The sequence below is a fragment of the Pseudochrobactrum kiredjianiae genome (genome assembly GCF_030362795.1).
GTDB classification, from domain to species: domain Bacteria; phylum Pseudomonadota; class Alphaproteobacteria; order Rhizobiales; family Rhizobiaceae; genus Pseudochrobactrum; species Pseudochrobactrum kiredjianiae.
On sequence record NZ_JAUCBM010000001.1, the window covers coordinates 581,476 to 594,240 of the forward strand.

Below are 12,765 nucleotides of genomic sequence, written 5' to 3' on the forward strand. Positions count from 1 at the left end.
AAATAAACGCACGGGAAGGATCAGGCACTGTGGCCCCCGACCATATGACAGTATTCCTCCCCGGCACTGTTGTGAGCCGCCTCCACGGACAACAGTGCTTCCAATCGATCATATGAAGCTGACGCCAACCTGACATGATATGCAGATTGTTTGCTGCGTCTCGCGTGTTCACAGAATTATAGCCGGAGAGAGGGATTACTGCTGCCGCAGGACATTATTCCATTTTTCAATCAGACGGCTACGCTTGACCTGATCGAGATAGACCATCAGCCCTGGGCTGACCGGCACCGGTTTCAGCTTACTGCCGTAGATTTCCTGCATCGTCAGAGCAGTATTCTCACCGGCAACTTCAGGGCTGACCGCCGGAATTTGCAGCTGGCGGGCGAGAATGGTCTGGCCTTCTTTCGACATGAAAAATTCAAGATAGCGCCAGCCAAGTTCCGGTGAGGCGGCAGCCTCCGGCACCAGACCGATACGGGACATCACCACCGTATAATCTTTGGGCAGAATAATGCCGACATCCGGATTGCGGGATGCCCAGTCGGCGGCATAAGAACCGAGAATATTATAACCGAGGACAAAGCGCCCGTCAGCTACACGCTCTAAAATGGCCTGACTGGTGGAATAAAGTTTGACACCGGCGGCACCCATCGCGCGAATGACTGTCCAGATATCGTCAAACTGCTCCTGATCGCGTGCCATAAAGAGAAAGCCCACGCCGGAGCGTTCAATATCATAGGTGCCGATACGGCCAAAGACCGCTTCTCCCTGTTCTTTGAGATAGGCGATAAATTCTGCACGGGTTGACGGTGGTTTGCGGGTTTTAAAATCCGGTTTGTGATAAACGAAAACGGCCGGCTCGAAAGTCAAAGCATAGGCTGTATTGCGCCAGTTCGCCCAAGCCGGCCAACGTTCGCTCATTGGTAAAATACCGGATTGTGCATAGCCGTCATTGGTGAGTTTGACCTGCAAGTCCATTGCCGAGGAGAAAGCAAAGTCGGCGGTTTTCAGCCCGTCATCCGTTTCACGCACGATACGCTCATAAATCTCGGTGGTGAGCATATCCTCATAACGCACAGTGATGTCTGGGTTTTCTTTTTGAAAGCCTTCAATCATCGGGCGGGCAAGCGGCTCGTCTAGCGATGAGTAAACAACCAGTATCTGTGCATTTTTATTGCCGTTGAGAGCGGGAAATAAGACAGGGGCGGTCTGTGCAGGGATGCTCCCCAGCACAAGTACACCGAAAATAATACTCAGCCACAAACGGCGCACACTCTGTCCTCCTCAGAACTACAGCGTCAATGCAATGTGCCATAATCTTAAACCAAAACTCTGTGAGTATGACTCATGGGGTTTTGGTTAAGCCCGAGTGGCGATTGAACTTCTTCAAGGCGTGATGCGTTAGCATCTTAGCGTCTTGGTGTTATGTGCTATTAATTTGCTTGCATGGCACTGACATTGCTGCGGTAATCATTATATGTTGCTCGCAAGAGAAACAATACGGGCTGCGATATACTGGCGGGGAGAGGCTGACTGCGTGCGGATTTTGCTGGTTGAAGACAACAAGGCACTATCAGAAGGGCTTGGTGCTTTGCTGCGTGGTAGCGGTTATGCTGTTGATATTGTTGAGGATGGAGCATCAGCCCATGCCGCAGCAGCGACGGAGACTTTTGATCTGGTGATCCTTGATCTCAATTTGCCGGAAATGGACGGTCTGGATGTTTTGCGCGCGATGCGGGCGCGGCATAATCAGGCAGCCGTGCTTATTCTGACAGCGCGCGGGACAGCGGAGGAGCGGGTGCGCGGGCTGGATCTCGGTGCTGATGATTACATGATTAAGCCCTTTGATATCAGTGAGTTTGAAGCACGGGTGCGGGTTTTATTGCGCAGACAAGCGGGATTGCGTCATGCGCTGGTACATTTTGGGTCTGTAACACTGGATCTGAACACACGTACATTCAGCGCAGGCGGACAGCCGATTGAAATACCGGCACGTGAGCTTGGTTTGCTGGAATTATTGTTTGTGCGTGGCGGCAAAGTGGTGGCGAAAGAAGCAATTGTGCAATCGCTCAGCGGTTTTGACCATGATTTGAGCTCCAATGCGATTGAGCAATATGTCAGCCGTTTGCGTAAACGGCTTGCACCCTTCGCTTTGACGGTGCGAACCGCGCGCGGCCTTGGTTATTATCTTGATCGCCTGACTGCAGCGCAGCCGGTTCTGCCTGACGATATGCCGATACTCTCTGCGGACAGAGAATGAGAGAAGCCGCCTATTCCCTGCGCAAACGTCTGCTTGGCTGGTTGCTGGTTTCAACTGTGCTGATCGGTCTGGTTGCGCTGGTGGATACCTATCAAGAAGCCGTCAGTACCGCCAATAAAGTTGCGGATCGTGTGTTGAGTGGCTCTGCGCTGGCTATTGCCGAACGTGTTGTTGTCTCTGAATATGGTGAGCTGGAAGTCGACATTCCCTATGTCGCGCTGGAAATGCTGACCTCTGCGGCGCAGGATCGGGTATTCTATCGCGTCGATGGTCCGCCGGGACAGTTTATTACCGGTTATGAAACGTTGCCGCTGCTGGAAAATCCGCAAAATAAAGATCTGGAATTTGGTGACGGGCTTTATCGCGGAGAGCCGATCCGGCTTGCTCTGTTACGGCGCTCCGCATCGACGGGCGTCAATTCCGTGCCGTTTACGGTGACCGTTGCTGAGACCACCATGGCTCGCCGCCAGCTGACGCAAACGATTTTGCTGCGCTCGGCTTTACGATTGTTATTCATGATTATTGGCACGGCGCTGGTGGTCTGGATTGCTGTTACCTATGCGCTGCGCCCGCTTTATCGTTTAAGTGACGCAATTGCGGAGCGAAATCCGCAGGATTTGCATCCGATCAGCGAGCATGTGCCCAATGAGGTGCAGGGATTGGTGGAAACGGTCAATTCCTTCATGGTGCGGCTGCAATCGGCGCTTGATGCACTGCGTCATTTTACAGGCAATGCCAGTCATCAGTTGCGCACGCCGCTGGCGGTGGTGCGTACCCAGCTTGCCCTTGCACAGCGCAATGATGACAGGCAGGCTATGCTGGAGGCTGTGACGCAGGCCGATCAGGCTGTTGCCCATGCGGAGCGCATATTGGCTCAATTGCTTCTACTGGCAAAAATTGATGCATCCGGCGATCAAGCAGCACAATTGCTGGTGCCGCTGGATATGGCGGAGATGGCACGTCAGATCACCGGCGACTATGTGCGCGAGGCAGCGCGTAACAATATTGACCTCGGTTACGAGGGCGAAGCAAGTCTGATAGTACGGGGCGACCGGCTGTTGCTGGAAGAAGCTTTGAAAAATCTTATCAGCAATGCCCTGCTTTATGCCGGAGAGAATACGGCTGTAACGGTGCGGGTACGCAGGCAGGGCGATAATGTCTGTCTGGAGGTTGAGGACAGTGGTGCGGGCGTAGCGGAAGAAAAGCTCGCTGTGATCCGCAAGCGCTTTGCCCGTGGCGAAGTATCAAAAAATACCCAGCATCAGCCACATGGCAGTGGTTTGGGACTGTCGATCGTGGAAGAAATCGCAGTGCTTCATGGTGGTAATTTGAGTTTACGTCACGCTGGTCAGGGCAAAGGCCTACTGGCCACAATCTGTTTTCCTCATCCTTGATGAAATATCTTGGCCGGTTAAAATAATATTGTGTTGCGTATAAATCATACCGGCCGTGTTCCTGCCCGCCAGCAATTTATTCTGTTGCAAGATAAAGCTTTTTCACTACAACCGCCTGTAACTTGAATAAAAATGTCAGATTTGTACGGACGGATGGCGGGAGAGAGAAGCATGACGGATATATTAAAGCGGTTTTTTGCCTATTATCGCCCGCATAAGCTTCTCTTTGCCGTAGATTTTTGCAGTGCTGTGCTTTCCGGTTTGCTGGAACTGGCCTTTCCGGTGGCGGTGACATTGTTCATCGACCGTTTGCTACCGACAAATGAGTGGGGGCTGATTGCTCTTGCTGCGGCAGGTTTGCTTTGTGTTTATGTATTCAATGCCGGTTTGCAGGTGGTTGTGACCTATTGGGGGCATATGCTCGGAATCAATATTGAGACCGAGATGCGCCGCAAAGCTTTTGATCATTTGCAGAAATTGTCTTTCGGTTATTTCGACAATCAAAAGACCGGTCACCTTGTGGCGCGTATGACCAAGGATCTTGAGGAGATCGGTGAGGTCGCCCATCACGGCCCCGAAGACCTGTTCATTGCGATTATGACCCTGATCGGCGCTTTCCTGCTGATGTTCTGGGAGCATTCGACACTCGCAATCATTACTGTGCTGATCGTGCCGGTAACCGCTTGGGTGACGTTGCGCTACGGCGGTCGTATGACCACAACATGGCGTGCGCTCTATGGTCGTGTGGCGGCGTTCAATGCGCGTATCGAGGAGAATGTCGGCGGTATTCGTGTGGTTCAGGCGTTCACCAACGAAGATTATGAGCGCGCGCTTTTTGCCGAAGACAATCAGAATTATCGCAACACCAAGCTTGAAGCCTATAAGGTCATGGCCGCCTCAACATCGCTAAGCTATCTGTCGATGCGCTTTATTCAGGTTGTGGTGATGCTGTGTGGCGCTTATTTCGTAATCCGCGGCGATCTGACAGCCGGTGGCTTTGTCGGCTTTCTGTTGCTGGTGAGTGTGTTCTTCCGCCCGATTGATAAGATCAATTCCGTGATTGAAAGCTATCCGAAAGGGATTGCCGGTTTTCAGCGTTATCTGGAGTTTTTGGATACGCGGCCGGATATTGCCGATCGCAGCAATGCCCGCGATGTGGGGCAATTGCAGGGCAATATCCGCTATGATCAGGTATCCTTTGGTTATCAGGACAACCGTGCGATTGTGCAGGGGCTGAACCTCGATATTCAGGCCGGTGAAACCATTGCTTTTGTCGGCCCTTCCGGTGCGGGTAAAACGACGATCTGTTCTTTATTGCCACGCTTTTACGAAGTGACCGGCGGCAGTATCAGCATTGATTGTATTGATATCCGCGACATGACGCTGAAATCTTTGCGTAGTAATATCGGTATTGTCAGTCAGGACGTGTTTCTGTTTGCGGGAACCATTCGCGAGAATATTGCCTATGGCCGTCTTGATGCGAGTGATGCCGAGATTATGCAGGCGATGGAACGTGCGCGTCTGAGTGATGTAGTTGCCGGTCTGCCAGCGGGGCTGGATACGATTATCGGTGAGCGCGGGGTTAAACTTTCCGGCGGACAGAAACAGCGTCTGGCGATTGCGCGGATCTTCCTGAAAAACCCGCCGATCCTGATTTTGGACGAGGCGACTTCTGCGCTGGATACAGAAACTGAGCGTGCCATTCAGCAGTCACTGGCGGATCTGTCGGTCGGGCGTACCACTCTAGTGATTGCACATCGCCTTGCCACGATTACCAATGCTGATCGTATCGTTGTGGTGCAGGACGGGCGCGTGGCGGAAGAGGGCAGCCATGAGCAATTGCTCGCGTCTCAATCGGGACTTTATCGTCAGTTGCTGGAGGCGCAAAACCGACCTGCAGCTTAAAAAATGACTGAAGTTATGAGAGCATTTCGTTCCTGAAAATGCTCTCATAATGTTTTTAAAAAGTGCGCTGGATGAGTAGCGTGCCGCCAAAAGCTTGTTTCCCGTTAAGGGCTGTAGCGCGCTCATCATTCCATTTCGTATAGTTAAATTCCGGTTGGATAGTCAGACCGGGAAGAATTTGATATTCAACATTAATTGCTGCTGCCAACGTCTTGCTGGCATCGTAGCCAACTTGTGTGTTGAGGCTGGCTTTAGCGTTTAACTGATATGCGAAACCACCCCAGCCAACCCAGTCTCCGCCCCATTGGCCGTAAAAACTGGTTTTCTGGCGTTGTCCGTTAAAATAAATATCTTCGTTATTTTTGTAAGCGCCCTGTATCCAGAGAGACAGAGCATCACTAACTTTCAGGTCAAGTCTGGTTTTTCCTGCCCAGGTTCTGTTCACGCTGTCATAGGCTGCTACAGTCGCAACAGCACCCCATCCCTGTTCATATTTCACACCGGCAATAACGTGCGGTACATAATCTTTAATTGTGCCGCCGTGGATCAGGCTGGTATCGTCATCTTTTTTCGTATTATAGCCGCTGTCTTTGTCACTACCCTGTTCAAGAGCCAGAAGAGCCGAGAAACCATTGTCGCTTTTATAAATATAACTGATTTGGGCGGTGCGGGTGCCGCCGTAAGCGATAACATCATCATTGATAATATTGCCGAGATAGTTACTGAAGCTAACAAAAGTCGAAAAATCGAGGCCGATTTATAAGCCTCCTAGCTGGATAATTGCTTTACGCAACGTGCCGGTGCCCTTGCCGTCGTTTCCATCATCCCATTGAAAACGGAGGGAAGTATCTGTTTTCAATGTGCCGAGTTCGGTCTCGGAGGCTGTTTTAGTGTTGAATGTAAATCGTACGGAATTCGTGGGGCTTGTATAATTTGTATTGTCATAGGGGTCATGACCGACTTGCGTTGTCGTGCGCACATATCCCCCGAGCGACAGACAAGTTTGTGTGCCCGGAATCGCGAAGTAGCTCTTACCATAAGTATCGCAAATACGAACATAATTGAGATTATCTGGCTCAGGCGATATTATATTATCGGCTGCATATGAAGTATTATTGAAAGATGTTAATAAGATTAAGCTGCAATATATTTGCAAATGTTTCATTGCGTCCCCTAAATGTTTTTATTTGAGTTCTCAATATGTATGGATATCTTATTGTCCGAAATTGCAGTTTTTGGGGACGCAGAATGAGCGGGCAAGCACTGTGCCGGATCATATCTATGCATAAATTTAACGTATTGATACGGTACCGTATGGTATGATATTGATGTGACAAATTGAAAGACAGGTCACATTATGAACCCAAAACTTGCCGCTGCACTGGCCACCATTCTGTGGGGCTTCACCTATATTGTTTCCTCTAACATGCTTCCGCATAATCCGGTTTTCATCGGTGCTATCCGCGCTTTGGGCGGCGGCATACCGCTGCTGCTGTTCGCCCGCACAATGCTGCCGCGCGCGTGGTGGTGGAAAATTGTTGTGCTTGGCACACTCAATGCCGGTCTGTTTTTCGGTCTGATATTCGTCGCAGCGCTGCGTTTGCCGGGTGGTGTAGCGGCAACCATTCAGGCGCTGGGGCCGCTTTTTACCATTCTGCTGGCGTGGCCGCTGATGCATGTTATCCCAACTGGCCATAAAATTTTCAGTGTGCTGCTTGGCGCGGTTGGCGTTAGCCTTGTGGTGCTGCGCGGTGGCGTGCAGATGGATATGATCGGCGTGCTGGCAGGTCTGGGCGCAGCTCTGTCTGTGGCGCTGGGCGGTATCTATGTCCATAAATGGGGACGCCCGTGTTCTCTGCTGGCTTTTACCGGCTGGCAGTTGGTGGTCGGCGGTGTTGAACTGGCAATCCTTGCTGTGATTTTTCAGGATATTCCGTCTTCGATAAGCCTCGTTAATGTCACCGGCTTTGTGGTTATGGCACTCTTTCTCACTGCTTTGGCCTTTGCTTTATGGTTCCGTGGTATTGAAGGTGCAGGCCCATCAGCCGTTGCACCATTCTTCCTGCTCGCTCCGGTCACAGCCTTCATTATGGATGCGACATTTAATAATATGGTGCCAAGCTGGTTGCAGCTTGGTGGTATTATGCTGGTATTGGGCAGTCTGCTTTATGGTCAGCTGGTGGATCGCAGGTCTTTCCGGCCAGCGCATCACCATAAAATCAACGCTGCAGATAAAAAGGCAGAGAAACAACCGGAGGTCGCTGAATGAGTGAGATAAAGCCTGTCCGGATTACCCGCCGCGGCATTGAGCGGCGGGAGCAGATCAGAACTATCGCTGCGGCTTTGTTCTTGGAACATGGCTATGAAGGCGTGTCGGTTGACGAGATTATGCGGCAGGCCGGTGGTTCGAAAACCAATCTCTATAATCATTTCGGCGATAAAGAAGGCCTGTTCATGGCTGTTATCTCGGAAATGAGTGAGACTTTTACCCATGGTATCAAAGATCTGGATGTATCCATGCTACCGTTGAAAGACGGGCTGGAACGCTTAGGCCGGCAATTATTGTCTTTGCTGATGCAGGAGCATCATGTGGCTTTTCAGCGGCTGGTGATAGCGGAATCCGGCCGGTTTCCGGCGATTGCCAAAACTTGGTTTGAGAAGGGGCCGCAAATGGCACGGCATTATTTTGCTAAAACCATTGCGCCGCATATTCAGAAGGGCAGCCTGCGGCAGGGCGACCCTCATGTGATGGCAACCCATTATCACGATATGATTGTTGAAAATCTGCTCAGTCAGGCACTGCTCGGTCAGCATGTGGATGAGCCCATGCAACATCAGGCTGTTGAAGATGCTTTGCAGACATTGTTGTGGGGCTGGCAGTCCCGATCTCACGATTTAAGCGGAGTAAAATCATGAACCCGAACTGGATTTACCAGCTTTTAGCCATGCCTGTTATTCAGCTCTTGGCACGTATCTTACTGACGATTACCTTCTGGCTGAGTGGATTAGCCAAGCTGTTTGATTTTCCGGCAGCTGTGGCGGAAATGACGGCGAATGGCCTGCCTGCTCCGGCTTTATTCGCCGCGCTGACTATTGCAGTGCAACTGATCGGCTCTGCTCTGGTGATCTGGGGCGGCTCACTTGTCTGGCTGGGCGCGGGAGCATTGGGTGTTTTCACGGCCGCCACCATTCCGGTGTCTCATGCGTTCTGGCGGGCAGAGGGGGCGGAAGCTATTGCCAAAATGCATGTGGCGGTTGAGCATTTGTCCGTGATCGGCGGCTTAATTGTCGTGGCTGTTCTGCATGCTGTTGTACCGCATCTGCGGCGCAAATAATCAGTCCTGTTCTGCGCGGTTGCTGTCCAGCCATGCGAGATCATCGTTCAAGGCATCATTAAGGGTCACTTCCATTTGACGGAACCGGCGGATCAGCTCTTCTCCGAAAGGGGTGAGAACTGCACCACCGCCCTGTTTACCACCGCGTTGCGACGTGACAGAGGGCTCACTGAACATGCTGTTCAGCGCATCAACCAGCTGCCATGCACGGCGATAGGACATATCCATAGCGCGACCGGCTGCAGAGATTGAGCCGGTTTCGCGGATGTGTTCAAGCAGCTGGATTTTACCACGACCCAAGCGTGCTTTTTCAGGGAAATCAATCCGGAGTACCGGTTTTAGCAGATTGGTATTTTGATGTGCCATGAGCGGTCTCCGCTTGGATTCAGGCTGAAAATTTAAAAACTTGGTGGTGTGCAGGCGCTGATGACATCACAAGCAACCGGCCCCACACAACGGAAGCGATGCGGGCGTCGGCTTTCAAAGTAATAGCCGTCACCGGGGCCGAGAATTCGTCGTTCACTGTCAACCGTCACTTCAAGGCGACCGGCAATCACAATACCGCCTTCCTCGCCTTCATGAACCAGCGGTACTTTTCCTGTGTCTGCGCCCGGTTCATAGCGCTCTTTCAGAATTTGCAATGCGCGTCCAAACAGATTATCGCCCAATTGACGGAATGAGATTTTGCCTTTGCCGATTTCAACAAATTCTTCCGACTGATAAAATGCTTTTTGCGGCATATCCGGCTGCAAAGCAAAAAACTCAGACATACCAATAGGTAGGCCGTCGAGGATGCGTTTTAAAGCGCCAACGGAAGGATTTGTCTGATTGCCCTCAATCAGCGAAATGGTAGCATTGGTGACGCCGGTGCGCTTTGCCAGTTCACGTTGTGACAGGCCGGATTTTTCACGAATAAAGCGCAGACGACCACCAATATCGATTTCATTCGTCATAATGCAATCATCCGCTGTTATGGTTGTTAAATATTTTAAACAATCTATGCACTTTATAAGCAAGATCAAGGGGATAATAATCAATAGAAATAGACTTGTTTCGCTCCCCGAAGCATGGCCAACTTAACATCATACAGATGGGAGAGGTCAGTTTTTTATTACTGAAAAACTGTGCCTGTGAGGAGTGAATGATGAGCGATTTAACCAATAGTCCGAAACTGGATAGTTTCTGGATGCCGTTTACGGCAAACCGTCAGTTTAAAGCGGCGCCGCGTATGCTGGCAGCTGCCGCTGGTATGTACTATACCGATGTCGACGGTAATTCCGTGCTGGATGGTACGGCCGGTCTGTGGTGCGTGAATGCCGGTCACGGTCGCAAGCAGATTTCCTCTGCCGTGGAAAAACAGCTTTCAACCATGGATTTCGCGCCAACCTTCCAGATGGGGCATAATATTGCATTTGATTTTGCGACCCGTCTTGGTGAAATTGCACCGCGTGGTGATGGTAAAATTCTCGACCGCGTTTTCTTCACCGGTTCCGGTTCGGAATCCGTTGATACCGCTCTGAAAATTGCGATTGCCTATCAGCGTGCGATTGGTCAGGGCACCCGTACCCGCGTGATTGGTCGTGAGCGGGGCTATCATGGCGTGGGCTTTGGCGGTATTTCCGTTGGCGGTCTGGTCAATAACCGCCGTGTGTTCCCGCTGCTGCCGGGTGCAGACCACCTGCGCCATACCCATGATCTTGAGAAGAATGCTTTCAGCAAAGGTCAGCCGGAACACGGCGCAGAACTGGCGGATGATCTGGAGCGCATGGTTGCACTGCATGGTGCGGAAACTATTGCCGCGGTGATCGTGGAACCGCTGGCCGGTTCAACCGGTGTACTGGTGCCGCCGAAAGGCTATCTGGATCGCCTTGCTGCTATTGCCAAAAAACACGGTATCCTGCTGATTTTTGATGAAGTCATCACCGGTTTTGGCCGTCTTGGTACGCCATTTGCGTCAGATTATTTCGGTGTAACACCGGATCTGATCACCACTGCAAAAGGCCTGACCAACGGTGCCATTCCGATGGGCGCTGTTTTTGCCAGCCGTCATATTTATGATGGTCTGATGCATGGGCCTGAAGGTGCGATTGAGCTGTTCCACGGCTACACCTATTCCGGTCACCCGGTCGCTTGCGCTGCGGGTATTGCAACGCTGGATGTTTATGCCGAGGAAGGTCTGCTGACCCGTGCGGCTGATCTTGCCGATGATTGGCAGGAAGCCATGCATTCGCTGAAATCCGCGAAAAATGTGATTGATATCCGTACACTCGGTCTGGTGGCCGGTATTGAATTGTCCTCCCGTGACGGTGCTGTGGGCGCGCGTGCCTATGACATCTTTACCGATTGCTTCAGGAAGGGGCTGCTGATCCGTGTGACCGGCGATGTGATTGCCCTTTCTCCACCGCTGATCGTCAGCAAAGAAGAAATCGGTAAGATTGTCTCTATCCTTGGTGATGCAATCAACCGCGCAGCGTGATTGTACAAACATGAAAAAGCCCCGCACAGTGTTTGCTGTGCGGGGCTTTTTCTATTTTTCAATTATTTCGCGCTGTCGGTCTGCGGTGCTTCCTGCCATTTGTCCCAGCCTGTCAGAATGGTCTGGGCATAGGTTTTGCCGATGCGATAGGCATTGGTTGTGGCCAGCTTGAAGCCGCCGGATTCTGATTTCAGCGATTCCAAAGCGGTCTGATCTTCACCCTGACGGTCAAAATTCGATGCAGTACGCAGCAGGGCAATACGGTCAAAATCCAGCTTGCCGGCTTCGGATGCACGTTTCAGCGCGGTCAGCGTGGCATTGTCTTCCATCTGTGATGTGCAATAGGTCGCTTTGCCATCGGTGAGCAGTTCAACCCATTTTTCCATAAACAGCGCCATTTTAACGCCATGCCAGTAGGTGTCGCTGGAAAGCGTGTCACAAATGCTGACAATCGGCGCACCGGTTGCGATATCGCCTTTGTAATGTTTGCGATAGGCTTTGGCACCGTCACCATCCAGCAGTTCCACATCTTTGGTCACGCTGAAAGCATAGTCGGTCAGCTTGGCATTGAGAGCATAAACTTCTGTACCGGCAGACCATTTGGCTGTTTCTGTCGGGTTTTCAGCACCCAGTGCAAAAGAACCGGTTTCCCATGTATCAGGCACTTCACTCTGATCAATGCGGTGGTTGAGGTCAGCATCAATGGCAAATTTTGCCCAGTGCGCGGAGCCGAGTGTGCCGTGCTTCGGATCAACACCGGCAATACCGGCAATCAGAAAATAGGTTTTGGAGAGGTCGAATTTCTCGCTGAGCGCCATAGCCGAAACCGAACTTGCGGCATTGGCAAAGCCCATGGCGGTTGTCATGTGGCACAGACCTTCATCCGAGCAGTCAACATTCGGATATTCAGGATTAAGGCCGGCCAGCTTGATCTGTTGGGTGAATTTTTCGCCTTCAATCCAAGGCTTGGCTTCCTGACCGAACATGGTGATGACCATGACTTTCGGTGCGATTTTAGCGCCGTCCTGTGCCTGAGCAGGCATTGTCAGTGCAGCAGAAAAAGTAACAGCGGTGAGGGCAGAAGCTGAAAGAAGAAGCGAGCGCAATTCTGGAATACCTTTGATGATATGACACTAGAGCATAATTCCTTAAACTTGGATCAGTTTAAGGTGAAATTATGCTCTCATTTTAAAGTGTTAGAGCGACCTTGTGTAGTGCCAAGTATGGCACACGGCGCTCTAGTCAGTTTCATATCAGACAGGTTGCATTGCGGATCAATTGGCGATCAGGCTCTGCCGGTTATCTGGCTAGTTAGAAACTGATCTTTCGTCTTTTACGGCATCTTGCGGTCTATGGGAACTCGGATTTGCGGTTATACAGGCCGGAGATTGGCTC

General features: G+C 51.3%; 13 protein-coding genes. 8 read left to right on the forward strand and 5 right to left on the reverse strand.

Annotated features, from left to right (window positions below; all coding sequences use genetic code 11):
- Window positions 1–195: 195 nt before the first annotated feature.
- The gene (locus QUF18_RS02600; RefSeq protein WP_374806465.1) at window positions 196–1,221 is read right to left on the reverse strand and encodes an ABC transporter substrate-binding protein; all 1,026 of its coding nucleotides are present in this window, start codon (window positions 1,219–1,221) and stop codon (window positions 196–198) included.
- 316 nt (window positions 1,222–1,537) lie between these two features.
- Here QUF18_RS02600 and QUF18_RS02605 point away from each other — a divergent pair, with 316 nt between their 5' ends.
- The 3 genes from QUF18_RS02605 to QUF18_RS02615 all read left to right on the forward strand — a co-directional run bounded on the left by QUF18_RS02605 (window position 1,538) and on the right by QUF18_RS02615 (window position 5,559).
- A complete protein-coding gene (locus QUF18_RS02605) occupies window positions 1,538–2,260 on the forward strand; it encodes a response regulator transcription factor (protein WP_289384982.1) in 723 nt (240 codons plus the stop codon).
- Entirely contained in the window at window positions 2,257–3,654 is a 1,398-nt protein-coding gene (locus tag QUF18_RS02610) for a sensor histidine kinase (RefSeq protein ID WP_289384983.1), read from the forward strand. Before QUF18_RS02605 ends, QUF18_RS02610 begins: the two co-directional genes overlap by 4 nt.
- 171 nt (window positions 3,655–3,825) lie before the next feature.
- A complete protein-coding gene (locus QUF18_RS02615) occupies window positions 3,826–5,559 on the forward strand; it encodes an ABC transporter ATP-binding protein (protein ID WP_289384985.1) in 1,734 nt (577 codons plus the stop codon).
- A 55-nt stretch (window positions 5,560–5,614) separates the two neighbouring features.
- Here the strand turns inward: QUF18_RS02615 and QUF18_RS20465 are convergent, their stop codons facing one another.
- The gene (locus QUF18_RS20465) at window positions 5,615–5,767 is read right to left on the reverse strand and encodes a hypothetical protein (protein WP_434547413.1); all 153 of its coding nucleotides are present in this window, start codon (window positions 5,765–5,767) and stop codon (window positions 5,615–5,617) included.
- Between the two features lie 96 nt (window positions 5,768–5,863).
- On the opposite strand from QUF18_RS20465, the gene QUF18_RS20470 reads away from it, so the two are divergent.
- The 4 genes from QUF18_RS20470 (at window position 5,864) to QUF18_RS02635 (ending at window position 8,894) form a co-directional block, all read left to right on the forward strand.
- Window positions 5,864–6,322 carry a hypothetical protein gene (locus QUF18_RS20470; RefSeq protein WP_434547414.1) on the forward strand — a complete coding sequence of 153 codons (459 nt, stop codon included), beginning with the start codon at window positions 5,864–5,866 and terminating at the stop codon, window positions 6,320–6,322.
- 594 nt (window positions 6,323–6,916) lie between these two features.
- Entirely contained in the window at window positions 6,917–7,828 is a 912-nt protein-coding gene (locus QUF18_RS02625; protein WP_289384988.1) for a DMT family transporter, read from the forward strand.
- Window positions 7,825–8,475, forward strand: coding sequence for a TetR/AcrR family transcriptional regulator (locus QUF18_RS02630; RefSeq protein ID WP_289384990.1), 651 nt, complete (start codon window positions 7,825–7,827; stop codon window positions 8,473–8,475). The genes QUF18_RS02625 and QUF18_RS02630 overlap by 4 nt, the downstream gene beginning before the upstream one ends.
- Complete coding sequence (locus QUF18_RS02635) at window positions 8,472–8,894, forward strand: DoxX family protein (protein WP_289384992.1); 423 nt, start codon at window positions 8,472–8,474, stop codon at window positions 8,892–8,894. Before QUF18_RS02630 ends, QUF18_RS02635 begins: the two co-directional genes overlap by 4 nt.
- On the opposite strand, the gene QUF18_RS02640 is transcribed toward QUF18_RS02635, so the two are convergent.
- Entirely contained in the window at window positions 8,895–9,260 is a 366-nt protein-coding gene (locus QUF18_RS02640) for a winged helix-turn-helix domain-containing protein (protein WP_289384994.1), read from the reverse strand. It abuts the gene before it with no gap.
- Between the two features lie 32 nt (window positions 9,261–9,292).
- On the reverse strand, window positions 9,293–9,847 hold the full coding sequence (locus tag QUF18_RS02645) for a cupin domain-containing protein (protein WP_289384996.1): 555 nt from the start codon (window positions 9,845–9,847) through the stop codon (window positions 9,293–9,295).
- 191 nt (window positions 9,848–10,038) lie between these two features.
- Here QUF18_RS02645 and aptA point away from each other — a divergent pair, with 191 nt between their 5' ends.
- Complete coding sequence (gene aptA, locus QUF18_RS02650; protein WP_289386105.1) at window positions 10,039–11,370, forward strand: omega-aminotransferase AptA; 1,332 nt, start codon at window positions 10,039–10,041, stop codon at window positions 11,368–11,370.
- Window positions 11,371–11,432: 62 nt separating this feature from the next.
- Here the strand turns inward: aptA and QUF18_RS02655 are convergent, their stop codons facing one another.
- The gene (locus QUF18_RS02655; RefSeq protein WP_289386106.1) at window positions 11,433–12,413 is read right to left on the reverse strand and encodes a purine-nucleoside phosphorylase; all 981 of its coding nucleotides are present in this window, start codon (window positions 12,411–12,413) and stop codon (window positions 11,433–11,435) included.
- Window positions 12,414–12,765: the final 352 nt, after the last annotated feature.